A 17,859-nucleotide genomic window follows, 5' to 3' on the forward strand; every position below is an offset into this window, starting at 1 on the left:
ACCTCTCAGATTCGATTCAATCCGGTCTCAAATCGCTCTCAAAAGCGCGCAGGGCCTTGGAAAACAGGTTTGCAGTCGCCGATTCCGCGGCTTGACCCGGGATCGAGCATGGCTGGATGCTGATCGAGATGGCACAGGTGCGGGTTTCCCTTCTTGGGGCGTTCGAGATTGCGACTGGCGACGGTCGAGCGATCCGCATCGACACGCGGAAAGCCCGCGCGCTTCTGGCCGTACTTTTGATGGCGAAAGGCGCGTCGATGCGCCGGGAGCAACTCGCCGACCTTCTTTGGAGCCGCGTTGGTACACGGCAGTCCCTCGCGTCGCTCAGCCAGGCAATCTATAACATCAAGCGCGCGGTTGGTGATGTCGCGCCAGATCTGATCACGGCAGAAACCGATATTGTCGCTATCGATCGAAGTCAAGCCCGGATCGACGTTTGGGAGCTCGAGGCGGCGGCTACAGCAAACGACGAAGTGGGGCAGAGGCGTTGTCTCGAACTCTACAGCGCGGGGTTTCTCGAGGATCTCGTGATCGCCACCGAAGAGGGCTATTCGCAGTGGCGGAACGCAGAACGTGTCCGTTTAGACGGGATGGCCGCCGGTGCCGGAGCTGCTTTGATGGCTGCGTGGGAAAGTGCTCCCGAAGTTGCGGAGATGGCGCGGGTCGATCGCTTGTTATCCATAGATCCCTATTGCGAGCCGGCGATCCGAGTGCGGATGATACTGCTGGCACGAGAGGGCAGAAAGCCGGCGGCAATCGAAGCGGGCGAAGCCTTTACCAAGTTGCTCTCATCAGAACTGGGTATTTCACCTTCGAAAGACCTCTTCGACCTCTTGGCGAGGATTCGGACGAACGACGATTTCTTCGTTTCCCATGTAGTGAAGCCGGCCGAACAGGCTGGCCGATCGCACAATACTGCGCGTCTCTTGTTCGTCGCGGCAATCCTCACAGGCTTCGTAGCCGTCTGGGTGATGTTCGCACGCGCTCCGCCGCAGCCATTGGAGAACGCAAGGCTCCTCGTCAGGCCCTTCGAGCCGTCAGGCGGAGTGGACCCGCAACTCGCGGCGGGTTTTTCGGACGACCTTTCGACTTCGCTTGTCCGGCTATCGGCACTTGATGTGCTGTCTCGTGAAAGCGGACGCCTCATTGTTGATTCTGAGGATCGATCGAGTGGGGCCAGCCACGTTCTGCGCGGAAGGATGCGAGGCGACTCGGAGCAATGGGTGCTGAACGTGTGGATCACCGAAGTCGACAGCGGTCGTGAGATCTGGGCTGACCGCTTTCGGGGCAGCGCGAATGAACCGCGCGTGCTGCAGGACAAGATCGTTTCCAGGATCTCGGACAGAATTGGCTTAGAGTTGTTGCCAGTTCCGAAAGCCGCCCCGTCGAGACTCCCGCCGCGTTCAGTACCAGCGTACATGCGGGCGTTGAGCCGGTTGTACTCGGGCACGCCCGAAGGCAATGCTGTGGCAATCAGCGCGCTGAGAGATCTGGCTGTCGCGAATCCCGAAGCCATCGAGCCGGTCGCTGCGCTTGCCGTCGCATTCGAGCGGGTTGCTTTCGAAGCAGATGACTTCGCGAAAGCTGCAAGGCTGCATTGGCTCGAGGGATACCTCGAGCTGAAAAAGCACCTCGCCTCGGCGGAGGCCGCCAGCCCGGAACTTCTGGCCAGCCGCGCAAGGCTTGCTCTTCGCCGCCTGGATCATGTCGAGGCACAAGGGTTGGCGAGGCGCTCCCTTGCATTGGACGGCTCCAACGTGGTTGCGCTCGAGGTATTGGCGCAAAGCCATGCCTTGTCCGGTGATACGGAAGCAGCAAGAGAGTTCGGAACCCGCGCGATACTCTTGTCGCCCGCCACTCCGGAAAACGGATACCTTGCCCTGGCAACCGCCGCTTTCGTCGATGGCGACATGGCAGCCGCGTCCGATGCTGTCGGGATCGCCTTCGAAGGGACGACCGATCACTCTTTGGGGCTCTTGGCGCTTCGGGCCGCGATTTTCGGTAACAATGTCGATAAAGCTCGCGCTGAAGCCGCCTTTGATGACTTGCTCAACGCTGTTCGGAGCCGCCCCTTCGGCGCTTGGCGTATGGGCACGGTGGCGTTTACGAACCCGCGCGCTGCCACTTGGAGGCGCCCCACCGGTGCTGAAGCGTCGAGCCTGATCAGTTTCGCTGTGGAGTCTGCGAACGCTCGGTTTCGGGGCGGCCTGATCAATGCCTCCGGGCAGAGCTATCCTGACGAAGCCGTTCGGTCATTTGATCCGCTTTCCGGGCAAGAGATCGAAGAACTCTTGTTCAATCGCCGCATATCCGGGCAACAAACTTGGCAAGTCCTGGAGGACTGGACCCAGATTCGAACGGCTGACGGGACGATTTACCAGGACGGTGCTTTCGGTCCACTTGCCGGGGCGCAGGAAGGGCACAGCTACGTCATCGACGGGCGGCTTTGCGACCAGTGGATCTGGGACAAGGTGGAGATTGAGAACTGCCATCTGGTGCTCCGGACAGGCGAGGGGGAGACCTATGCTTTCGTCGGGGAGACGGGGTGGTTTCCTTTCGTGGCCGAAGGGCCAGAGTCGTCGCCAGACCCGCGTGACCTTCCATGAAACCATATAGCGCTATCGGCCCGAGAAACGTCGGTGTAGTATCCAATTCCGCGGCCTCGCTATCGTCCCGCGGTCAACGCGAGCGGTCCGACAGAATTGTATGAGGGCGCTCCAAGTTGTCCCAGGGCACGCTCCAGTTCCAGCTTCAGAATATCGAAGGCCCGTTGAGCGCCGGCTGCTCCGCCAGCTCCGACGCCAAATGCCAGGGCCCTTCCCGATAACACGAAATCCGCGCCGAGCGCCTTGGCGCGCAGGATGTCAGCTCCGCGGCGCACGCCGCTGTCGAGTATGATCCTTATCCTTCCGTCAAGTTCCTTGGCGATGGTGGGTAGCGCTTCAATCGTCGATGGACCGAAGGCGACTTGCCTCCCGCCGTGGTTCGACACGACGATGCCGTCACAGCCAATCTCGGCGCAGCTTAGTGCGTCCTTCGGATGCAGAATGCCTTTCACCAGCAGGGTGCCCTGCCAACGGTCGCGCAGGCGTTTCAGGTCCGCCCAGGTGAAACCGGGTGTGATCAGGGTCTTCTGCACATCGGCGTAGCTCGTGGCGCTTTGAAGCAGATCCGCATAATTCGCGATATTGGGTTTCCCGTGGCGCGCAGTGGCCAGGGACCAGCGCGGATGCAAGGCCAGTTGGAGGACCACTTCGGGCGTTATCCGGAAAGGTACCGCAAGCTGGTTTCGGATATCGCGGTCGCGCTTGCCTGCCGCTGGGACATCCGCGGTGACCATCATAACTTTGTAGTCTGCCGCTTCGGCGCGCGCGATCAGGCTATCGGTTACGTTAGGGTCGCTCGAAACGTAGAGCTGAAACCAACCATTGCCTTCTGTCGCCTCGGCCAGATCCTCGAGGGGCGTCGAGGCCGCAGAACTCGCCACATACGGAATGTTCTCGCGCGCGCAAAGCCGCGCCAGGATCAAGTCGGCCCCCGGCCAGAAGGCGTTCAGCATGCCGATTGGCGCCATCCCGAGCGGGACATCGAACTCGTTTCCGAACAGCGTCACCCTGGTGTCTACCTCTGAGACGTCCACCATGTAGCGGGGCGTCAACTGGATTTCTTCGAAGGCTTCGGAATTGCGCCTGAGATTGCGTTCAGACTCCGCTCCGCCATCAACCAGGTCGAATGCAAATCGGGGAATCCGGCGCTGTGCAATGCGCCGAAGATCATCAATGGAGGCGGCGCGGTTCAGGCGCATCAGATCGACCATCCACCGTCGACGGCGAAAGCCTGACCGGTCGTGAAGCCGGAGAGATCGCCCGAAAGGTAACAGACCATTTCCGCGATCTCTTCCGGCGTACCGAGGCGCCCCATGGGCTGCCGTGCTGCAAACTCTGCATGCGCCTTGTCGTAATCGCACGTGGCGGAGAGACGTTCCTTGAGCGATGGGCTTTCCACGGTGCCGGGGCAGATCGCATTACAGCGGATCCCGTGTTTCACGAAGTCGCAGGCAATGGCCTTGGTCATCCCTATGATTGCAGCTTTCGAAGCGCCGTATGCAAAGCGCCTGGGTGCACCCTTAACACTGGAGACGACCGAGGCGATGTTGACGATAGACCCGGCGCCCTGGTCAAGCATGCTCGGCAGGACAGTCCTTATCGTTCGAAACATAGCCTTCGCGTTCAAGTCGAACGCTGTGTCCCAATCTGCATCGTTGCAATCGAGGATGGTTCCATCGTGTACCCAGCCCGCGCAATTCACGAGGATCTGCAAGGGCGGTGCCGAGGTGACCAGCGCCTCTAGTTCTTGGATACTCAGAACGTCGAGGCGTTTGCCGGTCACACGGTTGGTATCAGCGTCAAGGCTTTCCACCGCCGCGCCGTCGATATCCGTTGCAATGACGTTTGCGCCTTGGTTCGCCAACGCCTCGGCTGTGGTACGGCCAATGCCTTGGCCGGCTGCGGTGACGAGGGCCGTTTTTCCTTCAAGCGGGTAGAGCATACGTCCTCACTCAGCGGGCCAGCCAGCCGCCGTCCACCGTGATTACACTGCCATGGCAGTAGGTCGCGGCGTCGGATGCCAGAAAGACGGCCGCGCCGGCAATCTCGGATGGTTCGGCAAAGCGTCCAGCGGGGATCCGGTCTAGAAGCGCTTTCGATCGCTCAGGATCGTCTCGCAGCGCCTGGGTATTGTCCGTTGCCGTGTACCCCGGCGCGATGGCGTTTACGTTCACCCCATGACCGGCCCATTCGTTGCAGAGCGCGCGGGTCAGGCCGATAGCGGCGTGTTTGCTGGAGGTGTAGGCCGGCACACGCAAACCTCCCTGACTGCCAAGCACGGATGCAACGGTGATGATCTTGCCGCTGCCCTGCGCCACCAGCTTGCGCCCGGCGGCCTGAGACAGAAGCCAGACGGAATCGAGGTTTACGGACAGGACGCGCCGCCAGTCCTCGAGCGGCAGGTCGACCGAGTCTTCGCGATGTATGATGCCGGCGTTGTTGACGAGGATGTCGAGCCCCCCCAACTCGTCGGCGGCAAAGTCTACGACACCCGCCGCGGATGCGGCATTCATTCCGGCGAAGTCCGATTTCACCGCGCTCGCTTTCCTGCCCAGAGCCTCGATTTCGGCCAGCGTCTCTTCGGGCTGATGGCTGCGATAGGTCAGCGCGACGTCGGCTCCGGCCTCGGCAAGACCAAGAGCGATGCCCCTGCCGATGCCTGTTGCGCCTCCGGTGACCAGGGCCTTGCGGCCGGTAAGGTCGAACGGGTTTGCCATCGTCAATAACGGTTCGCGATGGGCAGGTCTTCCGCCGGGAAGAGCGAGATGACCTCTACGCCCGTGTCGGTGACGACGACCTCTTCTTCGATCCGTGCAGCCGAATACCCGTCTGCGGCAGGGCAGTAGGTCTCAAGGGCGAAGACCATGCCGGTCTGGATCTCCATGGGATGATCGAGGCTGACCGCACGGCTGATGATCGGCCTTTCGTGGAGAGCCAGGCCGAGGCCGTGACCGAATTGAAGGCCGAATGCGGAATCCTCGTCCGGGAAGCCGAACTCTTCGGCCTTCGGCCAGACCGCCGCCACCTTGTCGGTCGTGACGCCGGGCTTGATCATTTCGATCGAGGCATCGATCCATTCCCGCGCCTTGACGTAGGCGTCGTGCTGGGCCGGCGTCGCCCTGCCGATGTTGAACGTGCGGTAGTAGCAGGTGCGATAGCCCTGGTACGACTGAAGGATATCGAAGAAAGCCTGGTCGCCGGGGCGGAAGTAGCGGTCTGTGAAATTGTGCGGATGCGGATTGCAACGCTCGCCCGAGATGGCGTTGATTGCCTCGACGTCGTCCGAGCCCATCTCGTAGAGCATCTTGTTCGACAGCGCGACGATGTCGTTCTCGCGCACCCCGGGTTTCAGCTCTTCGTAGATCATGTGGTAGACGCCATCGACCATGCTGGCGGCCTGGGTCAGTAGCTGGATCTCGTCCCAGTTCTTGATCTCGCGCGCGGCGAGCATGATCTGCTGACCGTCGACGATGTTCAGGCCCTCTTCCTTGAGCGCGTGGAACATCGCGGTCTCGGCATAGTCGACCCCGACCGGCATGTCGGCCATACCCGCGTCTCGAATGAGGCCAGCGATTTCCTTTGCGTACTTTCGCATCAGGCCGAACTCGGGCGGGATCGTTCCGCGCATGCCGACGACGCCGGCGCGGCAGTGTTCGGGTTCCAGCCAGTTGGAATACTTCTTGTGGTGCATCGCGGCCGAGCCGAAGTCCCAGACATAGGGGCTGTCGTCACCGGTCAACAGGCAGAAGCGGCACATCTTGTCCCGTTCCCACTCACCGATCTTGGTGGCCGAGACATAGCGGATGTTGTTCACGTCGAAGAGGAGCAGGGTGCCCGCCTGAGACTTCCCCAGGGCCTCGCGCGTTCGGCTCAGGCGATAGCGCCGCAGGCGGTCATGGTCGATCCTGCGCTCGAAATCCACTTCGGTGTGGCCCCAGGCCGGAATGCGACCTTCCCAGCGCCACGCGGGGTCGAGGTCGATCGGCTTCAGCACATTCGGCGTTAGCGCCGGGTTATGTAGGTTCATGGGATCCTCTCGGATTTTGCGGTGCGGGGATCGGCCCCGCGCTCAAGGTCTTCACTGGATGCACCAGCCACCATCAATGTGGATCATCTGACCGGTCATGTAGTCGCTGTCCTTGCTGGCCAGGAAGGCTGCAGTGCCCGTTACATCATCCGGATACGAGACACGCTTGATCTGGAGAGCATCGCGGACGATGTCTTCGTAGGCTTGCCCTTCCTTCTGCTTGAAGCCGATGTCGACAAGATCCTTGTCGAGCTGCTCCCAAAGCGGTGTCACCACGACCCCGGGCGCGTATCCGTTCACCGTGATCCCGTGTTCGGCCAGACCGATGGCGCCGCAATGCGTCAACGCCAGCACGCCGTACTTGGAGGTGCAATACACGGTCACATCCACAAGAGGTTTCCGGGATGCGATGGAGCCGACGTTGATCAGTTTATAGGGATAGTCGCGTTTGCCCTGAGCGATCATCTGACGGGCCGCCTCCTGCATGCCGAGCCACATCGCCTTGGTATTCACGTTCATTATGAGGTCCCAGTTGTCCTCGTCGATGTCCATGAAGAAGCGGGGCTTGTTGAGGCCCGCATTGAAGAGTGCGACGTTCAGCTCGCCGAACGCGTCCACGACCGCCTTGACCGCCGCAGCGTTGTCTTCGCGCTTCGTGACGTCCAGTTCGACCGCGATCGCCTTGCCATTGCCCGCATTGTTGATCCGGTCGGCGACCCCTTGCGCCTCTTCGACGTTGACGTCGCCAAGGCACACGTTTGCGCCTTGTGCGGCGAAGTTCTCGGCGTTTGCCGCGCCCATTCCGCGAGCGGCGCCCGTAATCAGTACGTTCTTCCCCTTCAGGCGGTTCGGGTCCATTGCGTCCTCCCTCGTCGTTGCTACGAACTGTTTTCTGCAATCAGCTTCTCGGCGCGGCTCTGAATACGCTGCAATGTTTCCTTCGGCGTGATGAGGCCGCGAAGCATGTCGTGGGCTTCCTCGCCGCAGATCTGGAAAAGCCGAAAGATCTCGGGGACAGGTGGGCGCGGCCAGAACTGCAGTTCATCACGCCAGCTCATACCGTCCACAGCCTCGAAAATCGGCGAAATGCGGCGTACTTCGGGATCTGCCCCGACGGAGTAGCGCGGGTTAGTTCGACTGCCGTTCTGGACGTACATCTTCTGCGCTTCGGGCGAGGTGAATACGACAAGAGCCTCGACAGCGGCGTGGAGCCGGTCCTGCGGCAGGTTTCTAGGGATACCCATGATATAACCCCCGACTGGCGCGACCACGCTTGCGTCCGGGCCTGTCGGGTGCGGGAGGTATCCGGTGTTTCCGGCGGCAGGCGAAGACGTATCTAGCTCGAAGTACGGGGCCAGAAGCGTATAGCCATAGGCCATCGGCACAGTGCCGGAGGAATAGGGCCGCACGCGCTCGTACCATGACATCGACAGGATATCGGGGGGCGAATAGCTGAGCAGTTCCTTGAGATATTCGCAGGCTGCCAGACCGGCATCCGTGTCGAACGTCGGCCTGTAACCGCCTTTCGCCAGACCAGCGGTATCGAAGCCGCCGGCAATTTCTGGCAGGTCGAAGATCGGCTGACCGAAATCGGCAAAGGTCATCATGACCGTATGGCCAAGCGCGGTACCGCGTGCGGCGTTCCAGGCAATACCGTAACGGCCGGCGCGAGGCTTGTGAAAGTGCCGCGCAGCTTCGAGGACGCGCTCGGTCGATACCGGAGGCTCCAAGCCGGCCTCGGCGAAAAGATCGCGGCGGAAAAAGAAAAGCTCTGGGGTGGTCTGAGCAGGGACGCCGTAAGGACGTCCGTCCCAATGCGCCGCTGCCCAACCGGCTGTATGGAAATCCGCCGGATCGATGCGCGCCAGATCCATAGCCTCATCGAGCGGCATCAGCGCTCCCTTTTCAGCAAACTCGCCCACCCAGGGGAGGTCGATGGCAATGATGTCGTAGCGGCTCGCCTTGCGCTCGGCGTTTCTCAACCCTTCTTCACGTAGCCGGTCGATCGAGAAAGCGCGTTGGTTGATCTGGCACCCGATTGCCTGCTCGAACTGGCGCTTCAACACGTCCATGACCATGAAGGTCGGATCGCCGTGAACCAGGACGCGGAGGCCTCCAACGGGCTTCAGCGGCTCCGGTAGCACCTGCAGTGGTGGGATCGAGCGTGTCTCGAGGTATGAGCCGCCGAAGTAGTAGTCCTGCGTTTCCGGAGCTTTTGCCTGGCCACCGAACCGCGCTTCCGCGATGCGGCGTACGCGTCCGGAAAGCGCCATCCACTGGTCGATAAGCTTCTCGCTAGGGTGCAGTGACACGCTTTTGCCAGTGGCGGTTCGCGGGCGCTGCTCGATCATGTCCGCGTCTACCATATCCCTGAGGCGGCGGTTCGCGGTGGCGTAGGGAACGCGGCTTGCCCCGATTAGTGCGGTAGGGGTGACGATCTTGCCCTCGTAATGAGCGCGCATCAGATGCAGAGCCATACGATAGAACGGGTTCGGAACGAAAAGCTCCGTCGTGTCTTCGAGCTCGTTGCCCAGGTCTTCCAGGAAAGCGATCATGTCGAGGCTGTCCGCTGGGGCAATCGTGCCCGCAGAGCCATTGTCGATATGATGTCCATCCTGGATATTCATGGTTGGGTATGACGTTGTGCCCGTCGGGCGCGGCGTCTCCGGCTTGTTGGATTTCGTGGTGCTCACAGCAGACCTCTTCGAAACTGTTCAAAATGAGCGTCGGGGTGTATCCGGAAAAAATCCAATATGGATAATTTAATGTCCATATTGGATATAATCTGCTGCCTATCTTGCACGAAGTTTGTGCACGTTGGAGGAAGTCCGCAGCGCCGGACCGCGATCCCCTTGGAGAAGAAGAGGGGGCAAAACGTCAAACAGGGAAAATCCGGGAGGACCCCAAGATGAATATCCGGACCGCACTCGCAGCATCCGTCGCCACAATTGCATTTGCCGGCGTTGCCGTCGCCGACTCGCATGGCGGCATGATGAAGATCGGCATCACCCAGAACAATGTCGGCGTGGACAGCTACCAGACGACCTACGAAAAGGCGTTCATCGAAGCGGCGGCGGCGAACGATAGCGTCGAGACCGTCGTTCTGGACGCCGGAGGCGATGTCGCCCGTCAGATCGCGCAGATGGAGGATCTGATTCAGCAAGAGGTCGACGCGATCATCATCTGGCCGACGAACGGTGAGGCGGTGATCCCCGCTGTCCGCAAGGCTGCTCAAGCCGACATTCCGGTCATCGTCACTAACTCGAACATCGCGGAGCAGGGGTTCGACTTTGTCGCGTCGTTCTCGGGTCCGGACAACATCACTCAGGGCCAGCGCGCCGCGGAGATCATGTGCGACAAGTTCAAGGCTGACGGGGTCGAGAACGAAGCGCAGATCGTACAGATCTCGGGCCAACCGGGCTATACGACCGCCATCGAGCGTGCGCAGGGCTTCGAAGAGCGTCTGCCGGAGGTGTGCCCGAACGTCACGTTGCTCGAAACGCAGCCCGGAGACTGGAACCGCGAGAAATCGCAGCAGGTCATGGAGGCGTTCCTGGTGAAGTACGACGACATCGACGGGGTCTACGCCGGTGATGACAACATGGGTGTCGGCGCTCTGAACGCTGCCAAGGCTGCGGGCCGCGCGGGAGATATCATCTTCGTTGGGGCGACCAACTTCGCCGTCGGCTACGAGGCGATGGAAGCCGGTGAGTACTGGGGGTCGATCTATCAGTCGCCTGTCGACGATGCGGAAGCGGCGCTCCAGACCGCAATCGACGTGCTGAATGGAGAGGAAGTGCCGTTCCTCAACTACTTTGATACGCCGAAGATTACCCAAGAGAACATGAGCGAGTTCACGAAACCGGTCTTCTGATCCTTTATTAAAGCTCAGCGGGGCTGCAGAAGCGGCCCCGCTCACCAAGAAGAATATCGGGAGGAGGCCATGGGCCGCGTAGAGGGACGATCTTGTATCGTGACTGGCGCTGCGAGGGGCATCGGCCGGGCCATCGGCGAAGCACTGCTCGAAGAAGGAGCGGATGTCTGCTTCGCAGATATAAACGGCGATCAGGTTGCACGCGTCGCCGATATGAACCGCGACCGGCTGAACGGGAACGGTGGTCGCGTCACCCATGCGGCCGTGGACGTAACCGATCGCGATGAGGTTCGCGCGATGATCGCGCACACCGTCGATGTCTTCGGTAAACTCGACGTAAAGTTCAACAATGCAGGCGTGAACAAGCCGATGAACTTTCTCGATGTGACCGAGGACAACTGGAATTTCATCATGGGAGTGAACGGGCTGGGCTGCATGATCGGCATGCAGGAAGCGGCCCGGCAGATGATCGCCCAGGGGTCCGGCGGCAAGATCGTGAACACGGCTTCGATCGCCAGCCGGCAGGGTTTCGACAATGTTGCCCCTTACTGCGCATCGAAATGGGCTGTCGTCAGCCTTACGCAGTCAGCGGCGCGCGACCTCGCGAAGCACGACATCACGGTTACCGGTTTCGCGCCGGGTGTGGTTGCGACCGAGATGTGGGAAGAGGTCGACCGTGATCTCATGGAGATCGGCGCCTCTGAAAGACCGGGCCAGGCAATGGACGAATTTTCGGCAGAGATCCTGAGGGGGCGCGTCGCGACCCCGGCCGATATAACCGGGACAACAACGTTCCTCGCTTCCCGGGACAGCGACTACATGACGGGGCAAATCGTCATGATCGACGGAGGAATGACGCTGGTCTGAATGGCCGGTGGGGAGGAGACATGGCTATGACCGACACGTCGAAGCAGCGCGTCGCAGACACCGCCGCAGCGAAGGCCGGATCTAGCAAAGCCGCGCCCGCCGGGACGGACCGAGCGGCGATAGGCAGTTTTCTGGCGCGGAACGGGATCCTGGTTGCTTTCGTGGTATTCATGGTCGGCTTCACGCTGGCAGAGCCGCGCTTCATTGGGCTCGACAACATCATGGGCGTCGTTCGCTCGTCGGCCATCCTTGGCGTGATGGCGCTGGGCGTCACATTCGTAGTCATCTCCGGCAATCTTGATCTCTCGGTCGGGTCGATGATGAGCTTCTCGACTATTGTCGTTCTCGATCTTCATGATCGACTCGGGCCGCTGCTGGGCATCCCTGCCATGTATGGCATGACGCTTGCGTTGGGTGCGATCATCGGCGTTCTCGTAGGCTACTTCAAACTCAACTCGCTGATCGTGACGCTCGGCATGTTGTCGGCGATCCATGGATTGACGCTGACCTATTCGGGCGGACAGAACATGGACATCGCCGACAAGGCTGGCACGTGGTTCAGTGTCTTCGGGCAAGGCAATGTCGCCGGCGTCCCGGTTCCGATCCTGATCTTCGGTCTTCTGGCGATCGTGCTGGGCATCACTCTTGCGAAGACGCCATTCGGTCGAAAGGTCTATGCGGTTGGCGGCAATGGCACAGCGGCGACATTTTCGGGGATCCGGCGCGCGCGGACAGTTTTCTACTGCTACCTGGTCTCGGCATTCTGTGTTGCGACTGCAGGTCTCATTCAGGCGTCGCGCTCGCTCGGATCCCAAAACACCGTCGGGCAGGGGATGGAGTTGGAAGTGCTCGCCGCGATCATCCTCGGCGGTGCGTCGCTTCTCGGAGGTTCCGGAACGATCTTCAAGACTGTGATCGGTGTTCTGATCCTGGGCTTCATTCAGAACGGGCTCTTGCTGATGGGGCTCCAATTCTATGCCCAGTACGTCGTCACCTGGATCATCATCATCCTGGCGGTCTGGTTGGATATCGCGGCAAAGCGCGGCCGTCTTCTCTCGCCCATCGCCTGACGGAGGAACTCATGGCACCAGGAGCTCTATCCAAATTCCTAAAGCGAGGCGCCATCTGGGCTTTCGTCGTTCTGGAGTTGATCTTCTTCTCGCTTGCCGGCCAGTTCTTGGCTATTTCGGACACGGCGTTTCTGGACCTCGATAACATGCTGCTGCTTCTGAAGCAGTCGGCTCCGATCGGCATCATTGCGATGGGGATGACCATCGTCATGATCAACGGGAATATCGATCTCTCCGTCGGGGCGACCTTCGCGATGTCGGCGATCATCCTGCTTACCGTGATGGGGGCGCCTGCGCTCGAGGGGCTCGGTGACTGGGTTATACCGGTAGCCTGGGCGGCGGCACTTCTTACCGGCTTAGTGCTCGGCGCGCTCAACGGGTTCATCGTCTGGAAGACCGGGGTAGACAGTTTCATTGTCACGCTCGGATCCTTGCTCGGATACCGGGGCCTGGTGTTCATGATGAACGGGGAGCAGCCCACCAGCGAACTGAACTGGACGCTGGTCGATTTCGCTGAGGCGCAATTCCTCGGGCTGCATACGGCCACCTGGTTTCTGCTTGGAGTCACGGCAGTAGCCTGGTTCCTGATGAACCGCACGGTGCACGGCCGGAACGCCTATGCAGTCGGCGACAACCGGGAAGCGGCGGTCAATGCGGGGATCCGCGTTGGGCCGCACATGATGATCAATTTCATGATCATCGGCTTCCTCGCCGCGCTCTCCGCTGTTGTCTTCTATTCGGAAAGTGGCTCGGTGAACCCCAACGACGGGCAACTCTACGAGCTCTGGATAATCACCGCCGTCGTTCTTGGCGGAACCAAGCTTACAGGAGGCTCTGGCTCGATCCTCTCGACGCTCGGTGGCGTCATCGCGATCCAGCTGCTTAGGAAAGGGCTCGGCTACATCGGCGCAGATACCGAGACCGTGAACCTCGTGATCGGCCTCATTCTCATCGCGGTCCTGTTCCTTGACCGCCAGCTCAACGTACGCGGCAAGGAGGCGCTTCGGGTATGACGAAACCGGCCCTCAGACTTGAACACATCACCAAGACCTTTCCAGGCGTAAAGGCGCTGGACGACGTGAGTTTCAACGTCTTGCCGGGAGAAGTGCACGCGCTCATGGGCGAGAATGGGGCGGGCAAATCGACATTGATGAAAGTGCTGGGCGGCATTCACCAGCCCAACGGCGGAACCATATATATCGATGAAGCACCCGCCGTCATGACTTCGCCGCTGGAGGCGAAAGCGAACGGCATCATTTTCATCCACCAGGAACTGAGCCTCGCGACGGAATTGACTGTGGCCGAGAATATCTATCTCGGGGAACTGCCGCGCAGTCGTTTCGGCATGGTCGACTGGAAAGGTCTTTTCTCGCGTACGGATGAGATCCTACAGAAGCTGCGGGTAGGTTTTGATGCCAAGACGCGTGTGGGCGATCTCTCTATCGCGAACCAGCAAATGGTCGAGATCGCACGTGCGCTGACACACGAGGCCAAGGCCGTGATCTTCGACGAGCCGACCGCTTCGTTGACAGATGCCGAGAAGGTGGTGCTGTTCGACGTCATCGATGACCTGAAGCGCGAGGGCGTTGGCATCATCTACATTTCACATCGGATGGAAGAGATCTTCAGGATAACCGACCGGATCAGTGTGCTGCGCGATGGCCAGTATCGGGGGACCGTGAACACTGCGGATACAACAGAAGAGGCAGTGACGCAGATGATGATCGGTCGCGCTCTCGACCTGAGCCGAAACGCCATGCACCACCAGTTGGGCGAGGTTGCTCTCGAGGTACGGGGCCTGTCCTGCGGTCATCTCTTTCAAGATGTCAGCTTCGAGGTGCGCAAGGGTGAGGTTGTCGGCTTCTATGGGCTTGTGGGGGCCGGACGAACCGAAATCGCCGAGACGATTTTTGGCCTTCGGGAGCCGTCCGCCGGTACGATCCACATCCATGGCGAGCAGACCCGGATCCACTCTCCTGCCGAGGCGATCGAGAAAGGCATTTCTCTGGTCCCAGAGGACCGGAAAGGGCAGGGGCTGGTGCTCGGACTCAACTGTCGCGACAACATGGTACTGCCGCAGGTTGGCGACCTGGCGAACGGCCCGTTCGTGGACGAAGGAGCGGAGAACCGGATCTTCGAGACCTACAAGGAGCGGCTGGACATTCGGACGCCCGGCTGGAAGCAGACCGTAGGCAATCTTTCCGGAGGCAACCAGCAGAAGATCGTCATAGCCAAGTGGCTGTCGATGAACCCGGAAGTTCTGATCGTGGACGAGCCGACGCGGGGGATCGATGTCGGCTCGAAATCGGAGATTCACAACCTGATCCGCGAGCTCGCTTCGCAAGGTTATGCGGTGGTTGTGATCTCGTCTGAAATGCCGGAGGTACTACACGTTTCAGACCGGATCATCGCGATGTACTCGGGAAGGATCATGGAGACCTTCACCTCCGACGAGGTGACAGAGGACAAGTTGATCCAGGCAATCTCGGGCATGACAGGCAGTAAGGCTGCTTAGTGGTGATTGCGCGGTTACGCCGGGCCTTGCTCTGAGGCTTTCGCAGTCTCGTGTAGCTCGGGCGGGTGCCATCCGACGAAGCACGCTCAAGTGCTGCACTCGCTTGTTAAGGCGATCCGCTAGCGCTTGATGCCCGTCCCAATCTCAGCAACCGCAGACTCTTCAAAGCTGTATCGAAAAGTATCGAGATCGTAGAGGTGGAGTTCCGCTGCTGAAAGCAGGTCGTGCAGAAGGTTGTGGTATGGTCCATTGCATACGCGGATTGCAGCATAGGTCGCAGAAACTAGCGGCAAAGGGCAGTCTGGCAATGGTCGAGGGCCCGGTCGCTCGGGCGGTCCGTAGTATTGGTCCGGCGTGCGGAATAAAATGGCGGCCCATCTATCCCAATCACTCCGGCGGTTTGATCTCAAGTTGCACAGCCGCGTACCAATCGGCGATTTCGCGGATTTGCGCATCGTCCAACGCAGCTGCCACGTCCGACATGATTTCGTGTTGCCGCTTGCCGCGTTTGAAAGCCTTCAGTTGGGTATCGATGTATATATTTGTTTCTCCCGCAAGGTTGGGGGCGTCGAGCAGCTTGGAGATTCCATCCGCCCCGTGACATGCGACGCAATCTGCCGGCGCCTCATCGGGGGTCGCGCCGCTCGGAAGGGTCGCGACCGCCGTATGCGAGGCATACCACGCTGAGACATCGGCGATCTGCTGCGCGCTCAACCCGGACGCCACGACACTCATCATCTCATGCTCGCGCGTCCCGGTCTTAAAGGCAAGGAGTTGTGCCTCGAGATACTCTGCCGGTTCGCCGCCGATATGGGGGGCGATTGGTATGGCCGCGTATCCGTCCAATCCATGGCAGGTTCGGCACATGTTGGCCACCTTGCGCCCGGCATCGGCGTCTTGTGCGGAGGTCGTCCCGGCGAGCATCAGCCCGCCGAGACCCAATAGCATCGCCAGCTTCATTCGGCTGATGAGGGATTGTAGGCGATCCGCCAGATCGCGCCTGCAAAATCGTCCGACACCAACATCGAGCCGTCAGGCAGGAAGGCAATGTCCATCGGGCGACCGCGATACTCGCCGGTGTCCTCATTCAACCAGCCATCGGCAAACACTTCCGTACCGGCAGCATTGCCCTCCTCGTCCAGCGTGGTGAACATGACCCGCGCACCCACCGGCGTCGTTCGGTTCCAAGAGCCGTGCTGTGCCGAGAAGATGCCGCCATGATACTTCGATGGGAAGCTGTCGTGCCGGTAGAAGCTCATCCCCAAGTCCGCCGCGTGTGCGTCCATCTCAACCTGTGGCTCCACGAACTCGACGCCTTCAGGCCGGGGGACATCCTTGTATTCGGGTATCTCGACGCGAGCATTTGTCCACGGGAAGCCGAAATGCTGTCCTGCCGCAGTCTGGCGGTTCAGCTCGCCGGGCGGGATGTCGTCACCCATCCCATCCACCTGGTTGTCGGTGAACCACAGGTCGCCGTTCGCGGGGTTGAAATCGTGTCCTACCGAGTTCCGAACGCCGCGTGTGTAGACCTCGCGACCCGAGCCGTCAGTGTTCATCCGGATGATGCCCCCGATCCCGATTTCATCGTACATCTCCAGCTTCTCGGCCGGCTGTACGTTGTAGGGCTGGCCGAGCGAAATGTAGAGCTTGCCGTCCGGGCCGACCCGGCAGACTCGCGCGGTGTGGTTGAAGCTCTCTTCCTCGGCGGGGATCAGTTCGCCCTGTGGAACCACAACACCCACTGCAGGGTCGGGCCCCTCGAAGAAGAACTCGGCGGCCGGCAACACCAGCACCCGGTTGCGCTCGGCGATGAATAGGAAGCCGTCCTTCGAGAAGCACGGACCGTTCGGAATGTCGAACGTGATCGACGGAGCGAAGTCTTTAACTTCGTCGGCGATGCGGTTGCGATCGCGGTCAACGATGGACCACACCTTGTCCTTCCGCGTGCCGGCAAAGACTACCGTACCCTGTGGTGCGACCGCCATCGACCGCGCATCCGGCACGACGGCATATAGGCTGACTTCAAACCCATCAGGGACATTGATGTACTGGATGATGTCCGATAGCGCTTCGGCGCGATCGCCTCCCTGATCGATGTAAGTAAAAGTCGCGTCCGTTCGCTGCATGTTTGACAGCTTTTCCATGTTGTCCGGCTCATCGGCGTTCTGAGCGAGCGAGAATGCGGGCAACAGTGCGGTGACAGCCACCGCGGTCATCAGCTTTTTCATTATTTCCTCCCTGGGTACTTCCCGCGTGAATCTTTTCCCAACTAACCCATTTCGGTCAAGTCTGGCGCTAAACTCGGGTCGATCAAGTATCGTGGAGCTTCCTGAAAACTAGGCTGTGCAGTTGCCATACAAATAATTCAATGCCTTAATAGGCGATGTGGATCTCGGGCCCAAGAGTGCGACGCGCAACAAAACCTCGAAACTGTCTCTGCCAGAGGGGCCACATTCGTGGTTGGGGAGGTCAGAATTCGAAGCTTGGACCCCTGTGAACGACTCACCCCGCAGCCAGAATCCGATGCTTGGTAGCTTGTCGCCGATCAACGGTCTTCGGATCTCTGTTGCGCCTATCGGATTGGGGGCGCTACGGGACGATGGCCTGGCTGATTCAAATGCCGTGTACACTGTCCATTCTAGGAATGCTCGAAGCTACGGCGGATTGTAGCGAAGCATGGCTCGCGCCGGTCGATTTCGGCCGGGACCGACTCGCAAGGTATCGAGGAGGCTGCATTTCAAGTTACGAGCGCCTGCCAGGTGCGGCACCGTAGTTGGGGCCCAATCGGACTGACGAGTCTTACTTCAGCGCCTTCCAACCGAGTCAATGAAGCAAAGGAGTAGGGGCTTTTTCGTGCCCGGGACAACCTGTCCGGTTGCCATGAAGCCCGCCTTGTTGTT

Annotated in this window: 14 protein-coding genes; 6 read left to right on the plus strand and 8 right to left on the minus strand. The window is 60.2% G+C overall.

The features are described from left to right. Positions 1-116: 116 nt before the first annotated feature. Positions 117-2,606: a BTAD domain-containing putative transcriptional regulator gene (locus tag ACW9UR_RS05190; RefSeq protein ID WP_458915854.1), complete on the plus strand. Its 2,490-nt coding sequence runs from the start codon at positions 117-119 to the stop codon at positions 2,604-2,606. A gap of 59 nt (positions 2,607-2,665) precedes the next feature. Here ACW9UR_RS05190 and ACW9UR_RS05195 read toward each other — a convergent pair whose 3' ends face one another. Genes ACW9UR_RS05195 through ACW9UR_RS05220 form a run of 6 tightly spaced genes read right to left on the minus strand, consistent with a single transcriptional unit; the run spans position 2,666 to position 9,260 of the window. Beyond that, on the minus strand, positions 2,666-3,817 hold the full coding sequence (locus ACW9UR_RS05195; protein WP_458915855.1) for an alpha-hydroxy acid oxidase: 1,152 nt from the start codon (positions 3,815-3,817) through the stop codon (positions 2,666-2,668). Next, positions 3,805-4,548 (minus strand): SDR family oxidoreductase, encoded by a 744-nt coding sequence (locus tag ACW9UR_RS05200; RefSeq protein ID WP_458915856.1) that lies wholly within the window; start codon positions 4,546-4,548, stop codon positions 3,805-3,807. Before ACW9UR_RS05200 ends, ACW9UR_RS05195 begins: the two co-directional genes overlap by 13 nt. 10 nt (positions 4,549-4,558) lie before the next feature. Next, a complete protein-coding gene (locus tag ACW9UR_RS05205) occupies positions 4,559-5,323 on the minus strand; it encodes an SDR family oxidoreductase (protein WP_458915857.1) in 765 nt (254 codons plus the stop codon). Between the two features lie 2 nt (positions 5,324-5,325). Beyond that, on the minus strand, positions 5,326-6,633 hold the full coding sequence (locus ACW9UR_RS05210; RefSeq protein ID WP_458915858.1) for a M24 family metallopeptidase: 1,308 nt from the start codon (positions 6,631-6,633) through the stop codon (positions 5,326-5,328). Positions 6,634-6,684: 51 nt separating this feature from the next. Next, entirely contained in the window at positions 6,685-7,491 is an 807-nt protein-coding gene (locus ACW9UR_RS05215; RefSeq protein ID WP_458915859.1) for an SDR family NAD(P)-dependent oxidoreductase, read from the minus strand. Between the two features lie 20 nt (positions 7,492-7,511). Beyond that, positions 7,512-9,260: an ABC transporter substrate-binding protein gene (locus ACW9UR_RS05220; RefSeq protein WP_458916168.1), complete on the minus strand. Its 1,749-nt coding sequence runs from the start codon at positions 9,258-9,260 to the stop codon at positions 7,512-7,514. A gap of 281 nt (positions 9,261-9,541) precedes the next feature. Between ACW9UR_RS05220 and ACW9UR_RS05225 the strand changes: the two genes are divergently transcribed. From ACW9UR_RS05225 to ACW9UR_RS05245, 5 genes are all read left to right on the plus strand, one after another. Then, positions 9,542-10,507, plus strand: a complete 966-nt coding sequence (locus tag ACW9UR_RS05225; RefSeq protein ID WP_458915860.1) for a sugar ABC transporter substrate-binding protein — start codon at positions 9,542-9,544, stop codon at positions 10,505-10,507. Positions 10,508-10,576: 69 nt separating this feature from the next. Further along, positions 10,577-11,374, plus strand: a complete 798-nt coding sequence (locus tag ACW9UR_RS05230; protein ID WP_458915861.1) for an SDR family NAD(P)-dependent oxidoreductase — start codon at positions 10,577-10,579, stop codon at positions 11,372-11,374. A 170-nt stretch (positions 11,375-11,544) separates the two neighbouring features. Beyond that, complete coding sequence (locus ACW9UR_RS05235; RefSeq protein WP_458916169.1) at positions 11,545-12,444, plus strand: ABC transporter permease; 900 nt, start codon at positions 11,545-11,547, stop codon at positions 12,442-12,444. Positions 12,445-12,455: 11 nt separating this feature from the next. Next, on the plus strand, positions 12,456-13,457 hold the full coding sequence (locus ACW9UR_RS05240; RefSeq protein ID WP_458915862.1) for an ABC transporter permease: 1,002 nt from the start codon (positions 12,456-12,458) through the stop codon (positions 13,455-13,457). Further along, on the plus strand, positions 13,454-14,959 hold the full coding sequence (locus ACW9UR_RS05245; RefSeq protein WP_458915863.1) for a sugar ABC transporter ATP-binding protein: 1,506 nt from the start codon (positions 13,454-13,456) through the stop codon (positions 14,957-14,959). The genes ACW9UR_RS05240 and ACW9UR_RS05245 overlap by 4 nt, the downstream gene beginning before the upstream one ends. Before the next feature lie 387 nt (positions 14,960-15,346). Here the strand turns inward: ACW9UR_RS05245 and ACW9UR_RS05250 are convergent, their stop codons facing one another. Together ACW9UR_RS05250 and ACW9UR_RS05255 are read right to left on the minus strand one after the other, a co-directional pair. Continuing rightward, positions 15,347-15,919, minus strand: a complete 573-nt coding sequence (locus ACW9UR_RS05250; protein WP_458915864.1) for a c-type cytochrome — start codon at positions 15,917-15,919, stop codon at positions 15,347-15,349. Then, the gene (locus tag ACW9UR_RS05255) at positions 15,916-17,187 is read right to left on the minus strand and encodes a PQQ-dependent sugar dehydrogenase (protein ID WP_458915865.1); all 1,272 of its coding nucleotides are present in this window, start codon (positions 17,185-17,187) and stop codon (positions 15,916-15,918) included. Before ACW9UR_RS05255 ends, ACW9UR_RS05250 begins: the two co-directional genes overlap by 4 nt. Between the last annotated feature and the right edge of the window lie 672 nt (positions 17,188-17,859).

It is taken from the genome of Halovulum sp. GXIMD14794, from assembly GCF_054457455.1.

Coding starts and splice junctions, on each gene's coding strand:
- ACW9UR_RS05230 (WP_458915861.1), top strand. CDS start 10,577: ATGGGCCGCGTAGAGGGACGATCTTGTATCGTGACTGGCGCTGCGAGG.
- ACW9UR_RS05215 (WP_458915859.1), bottom strand. CDS start 7,491: ATGGACCCGAACCGCCTGAAGGGGAAGAACGTACTGATTACGGGCGCC.
- ACW9UR_RS05225 (WP_458915860.1), top strand. CDS start 9,542: ATGAATATCCGGACCGCACTCGCAGCATCCGTCGCCACAATTGCATTT.
- ACW9UR_RS05235 (WP_458916169.1), top strand. CDS start 11,545: ATGGTCGGCTTCACGCTGGCAGAGCCGCGCTTCATTGGGCTCGACAAC.
- ACW9UR_RS05195 (WP_458915855.1), bottom strand. CDS start 3,817: ATGGTCGATCTGATGCGCCTGAACCGCGCCGCCTCCATTGATGATCTT.
- ACW9UR_RS05240 (WP_458915862.1), top strand. CDS start 12,456: ATGGCACCAGGAGCTCTATCCAAATTCCTAAAGCGAGGCGCCATCTGG.
- ACW9UR_RS05220 (WP_458916168.1), bottom strand. CDS start 9,260: ATGAATATCCAGGATGGACATCATATCGACAATGGCTCTGCGGGCACG.
- ACW9UR_RS05205 (WP_458915857.1), bottom strand. CDS start 5,323: ATGGCAAACCCGTTCGACCTTACCGGCCGCAAGGCCCTGGTCACCGGA.
- ACW9UR_RS05190 (WP_458915854.1), top strand. CDS start 117: ATGCTGATCGAGATGGCACAGGTGCGGGTTTCCCTTCTTGGGGCGTTC.
- ACW9UR_RS05210 (WP_458915858.1), bottom strand. CDS start 6,633: ATGAACCTACATAACCCGGCGCTAACGCCGAATGTGCTGAAGCCGATC.
- ACW9UR_RS05245 (WP_458915863.1), top strand. CDS start 13,454: ATGACGAAACCGGCCCTCAGACTTGAACACATCACCAAGACCTTTCCA.
- ACW9UR_RS05200 (WP_458915856.1), bottom strand. CDS start 4,548: ATGCTCTACCCGCTTGAAGGAAAAACGGCCCTCGTCACCGCAGCCGGC.
- ACW9UR_RS05250 (WP_458915864.1), bottom strand. CDS start 15,919: ATGAAGCTGGCGATGCTATTGGGTCTCGGCGGGCTGATGCTCGCCGGG.
- ACW9UR_RS05255 (WP_458915865.1), bottom strand. CDS start 17,187: ATGAAAAAGCTGATGACCGCGGTGGCTGTCACCGCACTGTTGCCCGCA.